Annotated in this window: 18 protein-coding genes; 7 read left to right on the top strand and 11 right to left on the bottom strand. The window is 34.1% G+C overall.

Features of this window, described 5'->3' with window-relative positions:
• The first annotated feature begins 55 nt into the window (after positions 1-55).
• Genes AC6H33_RS10480 through AC6H33_RS10505 form a run of 6 tightly spaced genes read left to right on the top strand, consistent with a single transcriptional unit; the run spans position 56 to position 5,557 of the window.
• Complete coding sequence (locus AC6H33_RS10480) at positions 56-361, top strand: c-type cytochrome (protein ID WP_497604836.1); 306 nt, start codon at positions 56-58, stop codon at positions 359-361.
• Complete coding sequence (locus tag AC6H33_RS10485) at positions 362-1,483, top strand: radical SAM protein (protein ID WP_497604837.1); 1,122 nt, start codon at positions 362-364, stop codon at positions 1,481-1,483.
• Positions 1,483-2,619 carry a cytochrome D1 domain-containing protein gene (locus AC6H33_RS10490; protein WP_497604838.1) on the top strand — a complete coding sequence of 379 codons (1,137 nt, stop codon included), beginning with the start codon at positions 1,483-1,485 and terminating at the stop codon, positions 2,617-2,619. The genes AC6H33_RS10485 and AC6H33_RS10490 overlap by 1 nt, the downstream gene beginning before the upstream one ends.
• Entirely contained in the window at positions 2,619-3,359 is a 741-nt protein-coding gene (gene cobA / locus AC6H33_RS10495; RefSeq protein ID WP_497604839.1) for a uroporphyrinogen-III C-methyltransferase, read from the top strand. The genes AC6H33_RS10490 and cobA overlap by 1 nt, the downstream gene beginning before the upstream one ends.
• Positions 3,352-4,878: an oxygen-binding di-iron domain-containing protein gene (locus AC6H33_RS10500; RefSeq protein WP_497604840.1), complete on the top strand. Its 1,527-nt coding sequence runs from the start codon at positions 3,352-3,354 to the stop codon at positions 4,876-4,878. Before cobA ends, AC6H33_RS10500 begins: the two co-directional genes overlap by 8 nt.
• Complete coding sequence (locus AC6H33_RS10505; protein WP_497604841.1) at positions 4,868-5,557, top strand: response regulator transcription factor; 690 nt, start codon at positions 4,868-4,870, stop codon at positions 5,555-5,557. Before AC6H33_RS10500 ends, AC6H33_RS10505 begins: the two co-directional genes overlap by 11 nt.
• Here AC6H33_RS10505 and AC6H33_RS10510 read toward each other — a convergent pair.
• The 11 genes from AC6H33_RS10510 to AC6H33_RS10560 are packed head-to-tail and all read right to left on the bottom strand — an operon-like array spanning position 5,554 to position 15,506.
• Complete coding sequence (locus AC6H33_RS10510) at positions 5,554-6,255, bottom strand: tetratricopeptide repeat protein (RefSeq protein ID WP_497604842.1); 702 nt, start codon at positions 6,253-6,255, stop codon at positions 5,554-5,556. The genes AC6H33_RS10505 and AC6H33_RS10510 overlap by 4 nt on opposite strands.
• 53 nt (positions 6,256-6,308) lie before the next feature.
• Complete coding sequence (locus tag AC6H33_RS10515) at positions 6,309-7,544, bottom strand: dicarboxylate/amino acid:cation symporter (RefSeq protein ID WP_497604843.1); 1,236 nt, start codon at positions 7,542-7,544, stop codon at positions 6,309-6,311.
• A 13-nt stretch (positions 7,545-7,557) separates the two neighbouring features.
• Positions 7,558-8,886, bottom strand: coding sequence for a magnesium transporter (mgtE, locus tag AC6H33_RS10520; RefSeq protein WP_497604844.1), 1,329 nt, complete (start codon positions 8,884-8,886; stop codon positions 7,558-7,560).
• Between the two features lie 2 nt (positions 8,887-8,888).
• Complete coding sequence (locus tag AC6H33_RS10525; RefSeq protein WP_497604845.1) at positions 8,889-9,422, bottom strand: YceI family protein; 534 nt, start codon at positions 9,420-9,422, stop codon at positions 8,889-8,891.
• Positions 9,423-9,463: 41 nt separating this feature from the next.
• A complete protein-coding gene (locus AC6H33_RS10530) occupies positions 9,464-10,372 on the bottom strand; it encodes a hypothetical protein (RefSeq protein WP_497604846.1) in 909 nt (302 codons plus the stop codon).
• The gene (locus AC6H33_RS10535) at positions 10,369-11,910 is read right to left on the bottom strand and encodes a hypothetical protein (protein WP_497604847.1); all 1,542 of its coding nucleotides are present in this window, start codon (positions 11,908-11,910) and stop codon (positions 10,369-10,371) included. Before AC6H33_RS10535 ends, AC6H33_RS10530 begins: the two co-directional genes overlap by 4 nt.
• Positions 11,894-12,517 (bottom strand): ABC transporter ATP-binding protein, encoded by a 624-nt coding sequence (locus AC6H33_RS10540; RefSeq protein ID WP_497604848.1) that lies wholly within the window; start codon positions 12,515-12,517, stop codon positions 11,894-11,896. Before AC6H33_RS10540 ends, AC6H33_RS10535 begins: the two co-directional genes overlap by 17 nt.
• Complete coding sequence (locus AC6H33_RS10545; protein ID WP_497604849.1) at positions 12,514-13,587, bottom strand: ABC transporter permease; 1,074 nt, start codon at positions 13,585-13,587, stop codon at positions 12,514-12,516. Before AC6H33_RS10545 ends, AC6H33_RS10540 begins: the two co-directional genes overlap by 4 nt.
• On the bottom strand, positions 13,584-14,054 hold the full coding sequence (locus AC6H33_RS10550; protein ID WP_497604850.1) for a hypothetical protein: 471 nt from the start codon (positions 14,052-14,054) through the stop codon (positions 13,584-13,586). Before AC6H33_RS10550 ends, AC6H33_RS10545 begins: the two co-directional genes overlap by 4 nt.
• Positions 14,055-14,092: 38 nt before the next feature.
• Positions 14,093-14,833: a metallophosphoesterase gene (locus tag AC6H33_RS10555; RefSeq protein WP_497604851.1), complete on the bottom strand. Its 741-nt coding sequence runs from the start codon at positions 14,831-14,833 to the stop codon at positions 14,093-14,095.
• 16 nt (positions 14,834-14,849) lie between these two features.
• Complete coding sequence (locus tag AC6H33_RS10560) at positions 14,850-15,506, bottom strand: DUF3313 family protein (RefSeq protein ID WP_497604852.1); 657 nt, start codon at positions 15,504-15,506, stop codon at positions 14,850-14,852.
• Positions 15,507-15,642: 136 nt separating this feature from the next.
• Here AC6H33_RS10560 and AC6H33_RS10565 point away from each other — a divergent pair, with 136 nt between their 5' ends.
• Positions 15,643-16,236, top strand: coding sequence for a lipid-binding SYLF domain-containing protein (locus tag AC6H33_RS10565; RefSeq protein WP_497604853.1), 594 nt, complete (start codon positions 15,643-15,645; stop codon positions 16,234-16,236).
• The last annotated feature ends 53 nt before the right edge of the window (positions 16,237-16,289 follow it).

Genomic DNA, 16,289 nt, shown 5'->3' on the forward strand with positions numbered 1-16,289 from the left:
AGCCATAATTCAAGCTTAGTTAGGTTAGAATAAAAAATAAAATTAAAGAGAAAACATGAATTTAAAACTATTAATAGTGCTGTTAATTGCTTCTTTTTTATCTGCACAAGACTCAGAAGGCAAAAAGGTTTTTGAAACTTATTGTTGGGGTTGTCATCATCAAATTTCAGAAGCATTTGGTCCTCCATTTATTGAAATTGCACAAAAGAGAACCCTAGAAGAGATTCAAGCCTATATTATTGATCCAGAATCAATGTATCAAGCATTTGGATACAAACGAACTGTTATGACAAAATTAAAATTAACTGATAAAGAGAGAGAAGATATAGCAAATTATATTCTCTCATACAAAGGCAAATAGATGTTTAGACTATCAAATCTTATCCACTCTGTCATAGAAGACAAACCAGAAAGAGTACTTAATGGCTCAATTGCTATATGGAATTTTACAAATCGCTGTAACTTGTCTTGTCTGCACTGTTACTCAAAATCAACACTTGATGAAGTAGATACATTAACTACACAGCAGATAAAAAAAACAATTTTAGAGATGAAAGAAAATGGTGTAAAATTTATAATATTTTCTGGCGGAGAACCTCTTACTAGAAAAGATCTCTTTGAAATAGCAGATTTTTGTAAAGATAACGGAATCATCACTTATCTCTCAAGCAATGGCTTATACTTCACCAAAGGAAATGTCAAGCGCATAGTTGATACGTTTAACTACGTTGGCATAAGCATAGATGGTGATGAGCCTACTCATGATCATTTCCGTGGATTAAAAGGCGCATTTAAAGAGACTCTTAAAGCTGTTCGCATTGCAAATGAGCATGGTGGTAAAGTTGGTATCCGCTTTACTATAACAAAAGAGACTGTTAATTCTTTAGAGTATATTTTTGATTTAGCCGAAAAAGAAGAAATATCAAAAATCTATATTTCACACCTTGTTTACTCTGGCCGTGGACTTGATAACTTGAAGATGGATTTATCAAAAGAGCAGAGAAGAAAGAGTGTAGAGTTTATTTTAGACAAAGCTTTTGAGTATTATGAAACAGGCAGAGATATAGAGATTGTAACTGGCAATATGGAACAAGATGCGATACTTTTTTTAAATAGATTTGCTCTTAAATATCCAGACTTGAAGAATAAGATGAGAGAGCGCCTTGTTTCATGGGGTGGCAATAGCGCTGGGCGAAAGCTTTTAAACATAAACAGTGAAGGAGATGTTCGCCCTGATCCATTTTTTCCACTTACTGTTGGGAATATTATAGAGAAAAATTTTGGTGATATTTGGCAAAGTGGCGAGCTGCTTGACCAGCTCCGTATCCATCCAAGAAAACAGATTAGTGGAATATGTGCCTCATGTGAGCAGATTGATATTTGTAACGGTGGCTCAAGATCAAGAGCTTATGCTATAACTGGCGACTTATGGAGCGAAGATCCATCATGTTATTTAACTGAACAAGAGAGAAGGAGAGATTAATGTATATAAGTAAGTTTTTAGTAGCTGTTTCTTTAGTAGCATCTATCGTTGGAATCGCTGAAGCACAGGGTGTAAACCCTATACTTGCATCAATTAAAGGCGAAGAGAAAGTTTTTGTTGTTGAGAGAGAGAGTAATTCTCTAGCTGTAATTGAACAAGGGATGACAAAAGGCCATATTGATGGCATGCACGATATGAATCACGGTGTTGTAAAGTTTTATGACAACGATGGATATGTAATTTCTCGTGATGGATATATCATAAAATTTGACCCACAAAATGAGAAAATTTTAAAAGAGTACAAAACAAGTGATAGTGCTATTGGTTTTACTGTTGAGAAAAATTATATTGCAGTAGCAAACTACGCTAAAAAAAGTGTTGATATTCTTGATAGAGATTTAAATCCTATAAAATCTTTTGAAACAAACTCTAAAAACGTCGGTATCAAAAAATATAAAGATTTTCTTGTTTTCTCGCAAATGGATAATGACAAAATTACGGTTCTAAAAGATAAAAATGGCGGTAAAGGCGTTCCAAATTTTGAGATATTTAAAGAGTTTGAAAACGTCGGTGTAATGCCATTTGATGCTATGATAAAGAACAATAACTTCATAACTGGGTTCTTTAAAAGTAACTTCTTTGGTGTCGTAAATCTTGACACGATGGAGTACTCTAAAATAGATATTTTACTTGAAGATAGAAAGCCTGTACTAAAAGTTCCTCACTTTGGTTTTTGGAGTATAAGCGAAGGAAATGTCTTCATTCCTGCTGTTGGAAACAATAAAGTTTTAGTATATACATCTGACTTTAAATTTGTTAAAAATATTGAGGTTGAAGGATTGCCAGTTTTTACAACGCTAAGTCCTGATCAAAAATATATGGCAGTTACTTTTAGCGGAGATAAATTTCCTGTTATTCAGATAATAGATACAAAAACTCTTGAGGTTGTTAAAAGATTTGAATTTGATGGAAAAGTTCTTCATGTTAGATGGTCTGATGTGCGCCCTAATCTATATGTATCTGTAAATGACACAAACAAAGTAGCAGTTATAAACACTAAAGAGTGGTATTTAGCTCGTGAAATGTTCGGTATCAACAAGCCATCAGGCATATTTTTATACAAAGAGGCTAAGTAATGAGTAAAGTTTATCTAACTGGGGCTGGTCCTGGAGATATAGAGCTTCTAACAATTAAAGCGCTTAGAGTGATTAAAGAAGCAGATGTAATTATTTATGATCGTCTTGCAAATCCAGACATTTTACACGAAGCAAAAAGCGGATGTGAATTTGTTTACGTTGGTAAAGAAGATGGCAGACACATAGTTCCTCAAGATGATATAAATGAGGTCATCTATCAAAACGCACTAAAACATGAAAATGTTGTACGTTTAAAAGGTGGTGACCCTTTTGTGTTTGGACGTGGAGGAGAAGAAGCGCTCTATCTTAGAGAAAGAGGCATTGCTTTTGATGTAATTCCTGGCATTACATCTGCGATAAGCGCACCTGCTTATGCTGGTATTCCCGTAACTCATCGTGGTGTTTCTGTAAGCTTTAGAGTTGTAACTGGACATGAGTCTCCAAATAAAAAAGAGTCTCAAATCCCATGGGAAACATTTAAAACAGATGATACGATAGTATTTTTAATGGGTCTTCATAATCTTCCAAAAATTAGTAAAAAACTTATGGAGATTGGCAAACCAAAAGATTATCCATGTGCTGTTATTTCAAAAGGGACTACAAAAGAACAAAGTGTTGTTGTAGGTACTTTAGAAAACATTGTTGCAAAAACGAAAGATGTTCCAACTCCTGCGCTTATTGTTGTTGGAAGAGTTGTTGAACTTAGAGAACAGCTACAGTGGTTTGAGGGAAATGAGTAATCTTCTAGGCGTATCCGAAGCTATACTAATTGCACCAAATATCTATTGGGTTGGTATGCATTTAAAAAATGACCCCTTTCAATGTCACCCTTATCTAATCAAAAATGGAAATGAGTCTATCTTGATAGACCCAGGCTCCATGCTTGAGTTTGATGAAACTGTTAGAAAAATAAAAACTCTCATAAATATGCAAGATATAAAATATATTATTCTTCATCATCAAGACCCAGATTTAGCAGCGGCAGTTCCTGAAATAGAAAAACTTATAAACAGAGATGATTTACTAATTGTGACGCACTCAAGAATGTCTCTTTTAGTAAAACATTACCTTATAAAATCAAACTATTATGAGATAGATAAAAACAACAACAAGCTATTAACTTCAAGTGGGCTGGAGTTAGATTTTCTCACTACCCCTTACTGCCACTCACCTGGGGCGTTTGTTAGCTATGAGCCAATTTCTAAAGTTCTTTTTTCTGGAGATATTTTTGGAGGCATAGAGGAGTCTTGGGATTTTTACGCAGATGAGACATACTTTTTAAAAGCTAAACTTTTTCATCAAGAGTATATGCCTAGCAAAGATATTTTCAACTACGCACTTGCAAAGATAGAAAAACTAGATATCAATCTAATTGCTCCTCAACATGGCTCCGTAATAGAGAAAAAATATATCCACCAACTAATTCAAGATATGAAAAACCTTGATTGTGGACTTTACATAGAAGAGAAATACAATCGTGAGCTAATTGACACAATTGAAGAGCTTCAGCAAAAAGAGATAGCGCTTAAAGAGCGTGATTTGTTAATTTTTGAGCAATCAAAAAGAGCAGAAATTGGTGAGATGATTGGAAATATAGCCCATCAATGGCGCCAACCATTAGCAATAATAAACACTTCACTTGCAATACTGCAAGAGAAAAACAGAGCATCATCTCTTAGCAAAGAAGAGCTAGGCGAAAAACTACAAAAGATGGAAAAACGTGTTATATATCTCTCAGAAACTATTGAAGATTTTATGAGCTATTACACTCCAGATAAAGAAAAATCTTGGTTTAAAATATGCGATGCGGTGCAAAGAAGCCTTGATATAGCGCATGTTCCACAAACCAATAGCAGTGTTAAAGTAAATCTTGTGATCAATAATGAATATCAAATTTTTGGACTTATCAATGAATTTATACAAGTACTAGTTTCAATAATATCTAATATCAATGACATAATTACAATAAAAAATTTAAGAACCGTAGAAATTACAATTGAAACAGATAAAGAAAATGATTATATAATTTTATCCATTTCCGATAATTGCGGTGGGATAGAAGATTTTAATCTTAGCAAGATATTTGATCCATATTTTACTACGAAACATAAGTCTATGGGAACTGGACTTGGACTGCATATTGCAAAAATGATTATTGAAGAGAATATGAACGGCTCTTTGAGTGCAAAAAATATTTATGATATAGAAAATGAAAAAATTGGTGCAAAATTTACTATAAAGGTAAAAAATGAAAATTGAAAAAATTAGAGATATATCTATTTTACTTGCTGAAGATGAAGCTGATCTTCGTGAACTATTGCAAGAGTACTTACAGCTATTTTTTAGCAGGGTTTATACTGCTGCTTCTGGCGATGAAGCTTATGATATTTACAAGCAAAAAAAGCCAGATATTATACTAACAGATATTAGTATGCCAAACCTTGATGGTCTTGAGATGATAAGCAAGATTAGAGAAGACGATAAAGAGACAAAAATTATCGTTATGAGCGCTCACTCTGAACAAGAAAAACTTCTTCTTGCTATAAAGCTTCATCTTGAGTCATACCTTATAAAGCCGATTAAAACAGAAAAACTAAAAACTATTTTACTAGATATTGTAAAGCAACTTAGAGAAAGAACACACCGTACATTCGTAACAGATAGTATTTTTTGGGATCATGGTACAAACACGCTGTGGGGAGATTCAAAAGAGATAAAACTTAGAAGAATGGAGAGTCTGCTCTTAAGTCTTCTTTTTTCAAAACCAAATGAAATATTTTCAGCAAAGGATATTTTTGATTATCTGCATGTAGCAAAAGATGATAAAGAGTTTTCAGTTCACGCAGTAACTTCTCTTATGAAAAGGTTACGCGCAAAACTTCCTAATGAGGTTATCCACAATATTTATGGTTCAGGATATAAAGTAATTCCTATTTAGTACTTTTCTAGCTCATATTTTTTATAAAGAATTTCTGCTTCTTTATTTCCGCCATCTATTGCTCTACTTGCCCAATTTTTTGCCTTTTTAAACTCTTTTAATTCGCAATATATCTGAGCAAGAGTCAAGAATGAGCTCTCATCTCCAGCTGCAGCACTTTTTTCAAACCACTTTGCTGCTTCATCAAATTTTAGAAGTTCTATATAGATATTTCCTAAATTTTGTTTTGAACTCATATGCCCTGCATTAGCGGCACTGCTTAGTAGCTCGATGGTTTTTGAAACATTTAAATCTACACCATCGCCCTTATAATACATAAGTGCTAAATTGTATTGTGCATTTGTATTTTTTTGCGCTGCAGACTTACTAAGAAACTCAGAAGCCTTTTTGCTGTTTTGCTCTACATTGTTTCCATTTAGATAAAACATTCCCAAATCGTACTGAGCATTTGCGTCTCCGCTTTGAGCTGATTTTTCAAGCCACCCAAGAGATTTCTTTAAATCTTTATCTACTCCTAAACCCATTGCATAAAGATAGCTCAAAGCACTTTGAGCTTTAGCGTCACCCTCTTTTGCACTTTTTTCATAAAGTTTAAATGCCTCCGCGTAATCATGCTTCTTAAATGCGCTTAACGCTTCATCTGTACTTGCTTGCAATGTGAGTAGTGAAAAAATCCCTGCTACTATAAACTTAAACATTTTTATCCTTATAAAATTAATATTGCCATTATACATAAAGAGGCAAAAAAGAGCTAAGAATTTAGCCCTTCTTGGACATTTTTTTGCTTTAGACGCTCATCTACAATCTTTAAAACAACCAAATCAGAAGTTACATTTAGAGACGTTCTTGCCATATCTAAAATTCTATCTACCGCGACTATCAAGGCTATGTACTCAAGCGCCAAACCAAACTGATTTAAAATTACAATTAACATAACCAAAGAAGCGCTAGGAAGCGCTGCAACTCCTACACTCAGAGCAACAACCGTTGCTCCTAAAACAAACTGATCAAAGAGCGTTAAATCAACTCCAGCTAAGTTAGCGATATACAAAGTTGCTACTGTTAAATACGCTGCTGTACCATCCATAGAGATTGTCGCACCAAGCGGAAGAACAAAAGAGGCATTTTTTTTGTCAACTCCTCCAACCTCTTGTGCAACTCTCATAGAAACAGGAAGAGTAGCCATGCTAGAAGCAGTAGAAAAGGCCATAATTGGGGCTTCGCGTATTGAACTTAGATATTTAAAGGGATTTATACGAGCAAAGAAGAGCAGAAGTGAAGGCAGTGTTATAACTGCGTGAAAAAGCAAAACTGCTATAACCATTAAAAGATATTTCCAAAGACCAACTATTACCTCAACTCCTTGATCAGCAACAACATATGAGATAAGACTAAATACTCCAAGCGGGGTCATTTTGATAACCCACTCTGCCATTATTAGCATCGCATCCATTACCGCTGTGAAAAAGTCATAGATAACGCTTTGTCGCTGTTTTGTTAAATGCAAAGAAGCTATACCAAAAAGGAGTGCAAAAATGATAACAGGCATCATAGAGCCCTCTGAGAGGGAGTGAAATATATTTGTTGGGATAAAGCTTAAAATCATACTCTTAAATGAAAAAGGTGCTATTTGTGTAGCTTTTACATACTCCAAACCCTCAGCCGTTACAGCTTCTCCTATTGGAACCAAATTCATTGATACAACTGCGATAACTACAGCAAGAGCGGTTGTTAAAATATAAAGAGAGACAACCATTGCGCCAATATCTCTAAGACTTTTTAAATCTCCTAGCCCTACTATTGATACGTATACACTTGAAAAAACAAGAGGAACTACAAGCATCTTTAAAAAATTTATAAAAATCTCACCGATAACTTGCTGTGAAAGTGCAAGTTCTGGGGCAAAGATACCAAAAAGTACGCCTAAAATCACTCCTAAGAGAACTAAAGTATTTGTCGTTGCATACTTTTTTGCTTTATTTATCATTCTTTTACTTTAACTACAACAATATATATGTTGCAAGTCCTAAAAAACTAAAAAATCCAACAACGTCAGTTACTGTTGTAAGTATGACAGCACTACCTATCGCTGGGTCTATATCCATTTTTTTCAAAAAGAGCGGTATCGCAGCACCAAAGAAACCTGCCATAAAAAGATTTATAATCATACTCAGCGCTATTACTACGCCTAACATCTTCATTCCAAACCATACAGAAGCTATAACGCCCATAAGTACGGCAAACAAAAGTCCATTCATAAGTGCTATGAAAACCTCTTTTTTGATAATTCTCATCGCATCACCCTGAGATATATCGCCAAGTGCGAGCTGTCTTACGACAACTGTTAGCGTTTGCGTACCAGCATTTCCACCCATAGAAGCAACGATAGGCATCAATACAGCAAGTGCAACCATGCTTTGCAATGTATCTGCAAAGAGTCCAATAACTACTGAAGCAAAAATAGCAGTAAGAAGATTTACTCCAAGCCATGAAGCTCTTTTTTTACCAGCAGTATAAACCTCATCGTACTCTTCTGCATCATCATCAACCCCAGCAAGGTTATACATCTGCTCTGTTGCATGTTCATTTATAATGTCATAAATATCATCTGAGGTAATACGCCCCAAGAGGATTCCATAGGCATTTACGATAGGCATTACAGAGAGGTCATACTCTTCAAAGTAGTGAACAACGTCACGTATATTTTCTCTATCTTGAGCCTTTTTTGGTTCAAAACTCTCTTCACTCTCATCGATATTTTCAATCAATGTTTTTTTAAAATCAAAAATTAGCAAATCATCTAAACCAACGGTATAAAGAAGCTTTTTATCGCTGCTTGTAATAAAGAGATTTTGAATGTTTTCTACAAGTTTTGCACGTCTTAAATCTGCAAATCGCTTTATTACATCATGAACTATCTCATTTTTATCAGCGGTAAAAATTTCAAGCTGCATATACGCACCAGCTTCATTATCGCTGTATGTTTGGAGCTTTATAATCTCTTTTTTATCATCTTCATGCAGAGTATCAAAAACTTGTGAAGCTATCTTTTCATCAATATCTTCAAGCCCTTGTAAAAAGTCTACCTGATCGTCTGATTCAAGCTCTCCAACTGCGTGGCCAAGCTCATCAATACTTAAGTGCTCAACAACATCATCAAAATATCTATCAGGAAGAGCAAGAGTAACATCCCCTATTAAATCTTTTGGGATAAGTTTTAATGCAACAGCAAAATCACTATCATCGAGCTGTTTTAGTATTTTTGCTATATCTGATGGGTGCATCTCACTTAGTTCGTGAGCGTTTAGATACTCTTCTAGTTTATTCATAATTACTTATTTAAAAATGTAGCTTTTATCAAAAGATCAACCTGATCTCTTACACACATAAAAACCATACATGGCGCTTTTATACCAAAATCACTCATCAAAATCATAGAATTAGCCTCTAAAACAAGCTCACTGTTTTGTATTTTTATCTTAGCTTTCGTGCTTATATTTTTAGAGATACCGTGAAAGTTCAATGCTCCATTTATCGTATAATTATCTTTGTCATCAATTTTTTCAATACTAGAGATAACATATGTTGCCATCTTAAACTTATCTATCTCTATCTCTTTATACATATTTTTATCTCTATCTATGTTATCACTGCTAAATAGAGACATCTCAACCCAAAATTTTCCTTTTATCGTTGTTATATCACCATTTTGAATAGTTAGCGAAGCTTGAAGCGAGTTATTTGTTGGATCTATCGTACTATCCATTACCATTTGTGTATGTGCTGCAACATAACCACTCTTTAGCTCCAATTCAGAGGCAAAAAGCGTAAAAGCAAACATTGCTAAAATAGCTATTTTTTTCATTTTAAATCCTTTTTTTTTAATTTATATAACGTATTGTAACATCAATGTAACAGTTTTGAAAGAGCCAGAGCCAAGCCAAAACCAGAAGCCAGCCAACCCACAAAAATCATTATAAACGATAACTTTGCAAGGCTCATCTCTTTACTCAATATACTAAATATCACTACATTGTAGTATGAGATAACAAAAGGATAAACAATAGCCAGTACAATTGGCAGTTCAAGATAAGATAAAAGATAACTTCCAATAAATAATATATTTATCAAAAGGTATTTTTTAAACTTTGAAATATTGACAAAACAAGCAGCCATCAAGCCTAAGAGGTGAGATGCAATAATCGTAAAAGTAAAATTTGTCCAAATATTTATATTTTCATGACGTGAGAGTGTTTCAAAGAGGTTTGAATCTAAAAATATCCAAAACATCAAAGGGAGATAATTACTAAACGAAAGAGAAAGTTCTTTAGTATCTATCTCAACTTTATAGTTTCTAAGAATAAAAGCACTTATTAGAGCAATAGCAGTAAAAAACAGAGCCATTTCTACTCTATTGTCTGCGTTATAATAAAAGAAATATGTACCTAGAGTATAAGCTATTCCAAGTGCGAGCATAAGCTCTTTTTTCTGTTTTGACTTAAAGAGATAAATACCAAGTGGCGCCATAATACCAACAGATAAACCAAGCAGTGCTAAAGTAAAAAAATTATAATTTGGGTATAAAAAAGAGAGAATCAATTGCAAAAAGAGTGCGAGTATTATTTTGTGAATTGGATTTTTTATTTTCCACCACACTCTACCAGCTACAAATGTTCCTAAAACACCGCCTATAAACATCGGAAAAAGAGTGATTAAATCGGAGTTATAGTGAGAAACTATGCCTGTTTGAACTATCAGAAGATAGTAACATAACTCAAAACCAAGAAGAAGAACAAGAGCAAAAGAGGCAATCATAAGCGATTTCTAAAAATCAGATAAGTTAAAGCATAAGATATATCATAGATACCAACAAGTAGCCCAAGTGCGTCAATATTTCCTAGATAAAACAGAGATAAAAAAACAGTGCCCGTAATGATACGCGCAAGTGATGTTAAATATGCCAAAAGATGCGACTCTTTTGTGATTCCAACAAAATGTAAAATACCAACAAAGCCCATAAAACCAAATACCAAGTAGTAATATGAAGTAAAATAAAATCCTAAAATCCCAAATAGCAGCGGAGCGCTTAAAAAAAGAATCAGCGCCCCAACTCCATCAGATAAAAAGCCATTTAGATGATAAAGTTGCAGATAAGATAGTTTTGGAAATTTCATCTTCTTGCCAATAAAATATAGCAACCCAATAACCCCAATAACCCCACCAAAAAGACGAATTTCCCACATAGATATAACATCAATAGCGAACACCTTAGCCTCATCAAACCCAGCAAGAGAGAGCGATATAAAAATAACAGCCATAACAAAAAGCCAAAAAGTTAAAAACTTATCTGGAATTTTATAAAAATATTTCAAAACACTAAGTGCCATAAAAAATATACCAAGACCAATCGCCACATGGGCATGTGCGATAATCAAATCATTTCTATGAAAAGGCCAACGTATCTCTGGAATAAAGAGTATATTTCCCTGAATCATTACAAACAAAAACGCCCAGATAGATACAACCAAATAGGGTGTAGATTTGATAGTTATCTTTGCATCAATGCACCACTTAATCAACAGTGGGGCATAAGCAAAAGTTAGCCATTGATATACCCACTCTTCAGAGTACGACAACTCTCCTCTAAATATACGAGTTGCAACAGAGAGGGCATATCCCACCAATGGGACAATCCAAAACAAATTCCATTTTGGAGTAAAGTTCTCTTTTGTATGCAGCTTTATCATAAGGTAAAAAAGAGGAATGATTGTAAAACTCATCCCTAAAGTATTGTCACCATGCGGACCTATTAATGTTTTTTCAACTTGCCCATAAGTAGGGTTCATCAACACTAAAAGTGAAATAGGTGCTATAAAAAGCAATATTTTAGATACTTTTACCCAAAGTGGTACAACTTTATACTGCTTGATAGTTCTAAAAATAGCAACTATATAAAAAATACCAGAAGATGCCAATATAAAATTTAACTCATAAGCAAAGTCATAAAATGGAAGAGCTCTTTGAGCACCCAAAGAGATAGATACAACAGCCATAAATAAAAATAGATGCCATAGCAAAAAGAAGTTTCTAAGAGGTTCATATGCTACATCAAGATCTAACTTATCTTTTGCAAAAAGAGCAAAGGGAAGAAGAGAAAGAGCAAGCATAATCGGACCATATAGCATTAGTGTAATATGTAAAGAGCGCGTAGTTTGTGCATTTAGAAGCGTCTCATCAAAAAAAGAGAACCCAAGCATTTGCGCAGCGTATACTACTCCGACAAAAATAGAACCTAAAAATATAAAAGCCCAAACAGGGACAACGCTATTTATTAATTTATAAAATTTTTCCATCTCTTAACCTTAGTACCTCTGTCGCATAATTTTCTATATTCATATCATGCGATGCAACAACAACTGTCGTACCGCCTTTTTGTGCATTTTTTAGTAACTCATAGACTATCAAACTATTGTTTGAATCCAAACTCCCAGTAGGCTCATCAGCAAATATGATTTTTGGCTCATTTACAAGAGCACGAGCAACGGCTACACGCTGTCTTTGTCCACCAGAAATCTCATTTGGATAACGTGAAGATAGTTCTGCTATTTTAAGCTCTGTGAGTATTTTGTTTATATTTTGTTTTTTATCTTCAGTCGCAGCTAATGCAATATTTTCATAAACAGTTAGATAATTTATAAGATAATGAAATTGAAAAATAAAACCAACTCTATTTTGACGAAAAATATCGATATTTTTTATCTCACTAATTATCTCGCCATCTATAAAAAGCTCTCCTTTTGATGGTTGTAAAAGAGTAGAAAGAATAGAGAGCAGTGTTGATTTTCCGCTTCCGCTCTCTCCGCTTAAAAAGACAAACTGACCACTGCTAATCTCAAAAGAGAGATCATAAAGAACCTGCTCTTTGGCATAAAAATGTGAAATATTTGATGCTTTTATCATGCACATCCTTGGTTTATAAGCAAAATAGGGTCGGTCTTAGAAGCTATCCATGCAGGGATTAGAGCGCCTAAAAATGCCATTATAAGAGTTGATGCCAAAACATAGAGTGCGCTTGAAATTGAGAGAGTACCATTTACGTACCCCTGAAGCATCTCTATATGAGGAAGAAGTGCCAAAATTCCAAGACTTAAAATCAGTGCAAAAAGATACGCGGAGACACTCATCAGAGCTGTTTCAAAAAATAGATTTTTTATTATAAAAAATCGACTTTTACCAAGGGCACGCATGATACCAAACTCCTCTTTTCTTGAATTTACAATCATGCTCATAACAGACGCTATGCCCATCAAGCCCATTGCAAAAGCCAAAAAAGAGATTACAAAAGATGAGTTCTCGATAATTTTAAACTGGTTGTACTCTTTTACAAAATTTTGTGTTGTTTTTACCTCTATATCGCTATTGAATTTAGAAATTTTCTCTACAATTTCATCTATCTTATCTACCGAGAGTGATGAAACCAAAATAAAAGAAGCTGAACGGTTAAAGAGAGCTCCAGCGTCAGCTATATTCATAACTACTCCACCCTCTTCAAAGCCTATTTCACTCTTATATGTGCCAGAAATTTTAAACTTTCTATTTGCTATATTTATCTCTTTTGTACTAAATTGTTTAGCTAAATTTTCGCCCAAAATCACCTCTGACTCTATTGGATACTCTCCGCTTGAAAGTTTGTAATGAGAAAAATGATTGGGCGTTGTTCCATAAATTCCAGCTATTGGTATATGCCCTATCGGAGAGGCACCAACTATCATTGCGTAGCTTGAATTTACATGTTCTATATTTTGTATCTTCTGTATTAGTGAAATATCTACATTTGAAAAAAATGTATCTGAAATCCCTTTTTGTGTGATAATAATATCGCCATCTGTTTTTATCATCTTAGAGTACATGCCAATAACGCCTTGCGAAACTGAACTAATAAGAAAAATAGCCATTACGGCTATCGTAATTGATAAAAATATCAGAAGACTTTTAAAGAGGTTTTTACGAAGAGCTTTTAATGCTATCACTTCTCAATCGCTTTTTTCAACTCTTCTTTTGTAGATATATAACTTATCTCTTTTATTTTTTCATCTTCTATATAGAGAAGTGTTACCTTTGCTTCTTTATTTGGCACTGTGCTCTCAAGTAATTCGCCATAATGAAGATATATAAGGTGCTTATATTTTTGAAGTTTTGGGAGAGCAAACATTGTTGTAATTATTGTTGGCATCTTATGAATATCTGCTATAAAAATCGAGTTCTTCTTTAGAAGATAAAATGGACTTTGTGTATCCAAATACTCATTCACAAGAGCGCCTGTATCTTTTTCAAAAGCGACAATTACAAGTTTTGTCTTTTTTGGTATTTTCATCTGACGTCCCAGAGGTGTCTCATATGCAAAACTCTCCAATACGCTAAATGGTGAGTTGACTTTAAGAGAAGCTGCACTAAGAAGTACAGCACTAAAAACTAGTGTTATTAAGAGCTTGTTCATTTAATTCCTTTATTAATAAAAATTATAGTGCGATTACGTTAATTGATGGTAAAGAGAGGTATTTGAGATGAAGCTTTATATCTAATATTAAAACCCCAGTAGCCAACACCTCTACTTACATACAAAAGCGTGTTTTTAACTCTGTAAAGCCCCGAAAAATAAGGCTGAAAAAACTTTACTACAAGGCTAAATGGATAAATCTGTCCGCCATGAGTATGCCCACTTAGTTGTATATCTATACGAAAATCCTCAATATACTCTACATCTTTTGGCTGATGTGCCAATAAAATCGTTGAAATCGTTGGATTTAATTTGCAAAATAGCTCTTTAATCGGTCTTTTAACACCAAGAACAAAACTATATCTATCACTAAGCCCTACTAACTGTAACTCTCTACCTCTGAGCACAACTGTTTCTATCTTGTTATCCAAGCATATAACAGAGTTTTTACTCATTATTTTCTCTAGCGCATCTATGCCATAGACGATGTCATGGTTGCCACTAACATAATAAGATGGGATTTGCAACTCTTTAAAGCATCTCAAAAGTTCTTCTATATGATGCGCTGAAGTCTGCAAAATATCTCCAGTGATAAGAAGAATATCTGCCTTTGAATCATTTATCTGCTTTATAAGATTTTGCATATAAGAGAGGTTTACTTTTTTACTAAGATGCAAATCACTCAACTGTACGATGCGAATTCCATTAAGTAAAGGACAAAACGTATCACTCCTTAGAGCTATCTCTTCAAATCCAAAATCTCTCCATCCTCTTTGCAAAACGCTCTACCTCTGCTTAGTATGCAAAATAACTTTTTACATGCTCTATCCAGCCATCTAAGGCCTCTTTAACATCCTCAAACTCTAAAGTATCACCTTGTAAAGATATTTTTTCATCTTTCATGATATTTTTACTCTCAAAAAGAGGTGTAGAACTCTCCCCTGCACTTATACGTTTCTCACCTAAAATACGAACATTCCCATCTGCATAAGAGTTATAAGACGTAACTGTAATATCCATAGCAATTGGTGAGAATTGATTCCATTTTTTATCATCAAGATGAGTCTCAACAGCAGAAATTGCTGATTCTAAAACAAGAGTATCTGCATCTGCCGTTTCTACTATCTTATATTTTTTGCTTTTTTTAATCTCTCTTATATATCCAGCTTTTACATATTTGCTTATCTCATTGGATAGCTTTTTTTGCTCTGCGCTCTCTGTGTTTTCTAAAGTACCAAAAACGACTTTTATTGGCGCAATATATAGTTTGTTGTAGTTAGCTATATCAGCATTTTTTGCCATCTTAGATGCACTAAAGCTATCACTGCTCTCAAGCTCTTCATAACTATTTAAAAAACCTGTATTTTTTAGATGCGCATTTTTGTCTGCGCAACCACTCATTAAAAATATCATACCAATCATAAAAGCAAAAACTACTCTTTTAAACTTCAATTTAATTCCTTTTCATGGTCAAAGCCATACTATCAATTTTTATAATACTATCATTTTAGATTAAACCTTCTGCCCGTTAAGCAGATTATCTATTTTAATAAATTATAATACTAGCATTTCGCGCTCAAGGATAATCATGATAAAAAATGTTAAATTGATACTTAGCTTGACACTTGTAGTTGTTCTTTTTTCAGGTTTTTGGTCAGGAAAAAGCAAAAAAGAGATAAAAGAGGATAACCGCTTAGAGAGAGTTGAACGCATTAAAACAAATAATGAAACACTAGAACTTCTCTATAAATATGCTCCAGAAGCTAAAGCGATGCTCCTTCGTTCTTACGGATATGCAACCTTTAGCAATATTGGCGTGAACCTTGTTGTGCTATCAGCGGAGGGTGGCAAAGGTATGGCTCACTCTAATAGAACTGGGATAAATACATATATGAATATGGGCTCAGGAGGGCTTGGACTTGGACTAGGCGTTAAAGATTTTAGAGCTGTTTTTCTATTTGAAAATAAAAAAGTTTATGATAAATTTGTAAACTCTGGCTGGGAAGCAAATGCACAAGCTGACGTGGCTGCAAAATATGAAAGTAGTGGTGGTTCTCTAAACGCGGCAGAAACAGTCGCTTCTGGCATCAGGCTATACAAGATTACACAAAACGGTCTTGCACTTCAAGCAACAGTGCAAGGTACAAAATATTGGAAAGATAAAGAGCTTAACAAAAACTAATATTTTGTTAAGCTAATTAATCCTACAATTGTTGCATCTTAATGTTAGAGGAT

It is taken from the genome of Sulfurimonas limnophila (genome assembly GCF_059705345.1).

Coding starts and splice junctions, on each gene's coding strand:
- AC6H33_RS10535 (WP_497604847.1), bottom strand. CDS start 11,910: ATGGAAAAATTTTATAAATTAATAAATAGCGTTGTCCCTGTTTGGGCT.
- AC6H33_RS10565 (WP_497604853.1), top strand. CDS start 15,643: ATGATAAAAAATGTTAAATTGATACTTAGCTTGACACTTGTAGTTGTT.
- AC6H33_RS10540 (WP_497604848.1), bottom strand. CDS start 12,517: ATGATAAAAGCATCAAATATTTCACATTTTTATGCCAAAGAGCAGGTT.
- AC6H33_RS10490 (WP_497604838.1), top strand. CDS start 1,483: ATGTATATAAGTAAGTTTTTAGTAGCTGTTTCTTTAGTAGCATCTATC.
- AC6H33_RS10530 (WP_497604846.1), bottom strand. CDS start 10,372: ATGATTGCCTCTTTTGCTCTTGTTCTTCTTCTTGGTTTTGAGTTATGT.
- AC6H33_RS10515 (WP_497604843.1), bottom strand. CDS start 7,544: ATGATAAATAAAGCAAAAAAGTATGCAACGACAAATACTTTAGTTCTC.
- AC6H33_RS10550 (WP_497604850.1), bottom strand. CDS start 14,054: ATGAACAAGCTCTTAATAACACTAGTTTTTAGTGCTGTACTTCTTAGT.
- AC6H33_RS10480 (WP_497604836.1), top strand. CDS start 56: ATGAATTTAAAACTATTAATAGTGCTGTTAATTGCTTCTTTTTTATCT.
- mgtE (WP_497604844.1), bottom strand. CDS start 8,886: ATGAATAAACTAGAAGAGTATCTAAACGCTCACGAACTAAGTGAGATG.
- AC6H33_RS10505 (WP_497604841.1), top strand. CDS start 4,868: ATGAAAATTGAAAAAATTAGAGATATATCTATTTTACTTGCTGAAGAT.
- cobA (WP_497604839.1), top strand. CDS start 2,619: ATGAGTAAAGTTTATCTAACTGGGGCTGGTCCTGGAGATATAGAGCTT.
- AC6H33_RS10500 (WP_497604840.1), top strand. CDS start 3,352: ATGAGTAATCTTCTAGGCGTATCCGAAGCTATACTAATTGCACCAAAT.
- AC6H33_RS10510 (WP_497604842.1), bottom strand. CDS start 6,255: ATGTTTAAGTTTATAGTAGCAGGGATTTTTTCACTACTCACATTGCAA.
- AC6H33_RS10525 (WP_497604845.1), bottom strand. CDS start 9,422: ATGAAAAAAATAGCTATTTTAGCAATGTTTGCTTTTACGCTTTTTGCC.
- AC6H33_RS10485 (WP_497604837.1), top strand. CDS start 362: ATGTTTAGACTATCAAATCTTATCCACTCTGTCATAGAAGACAAACCA.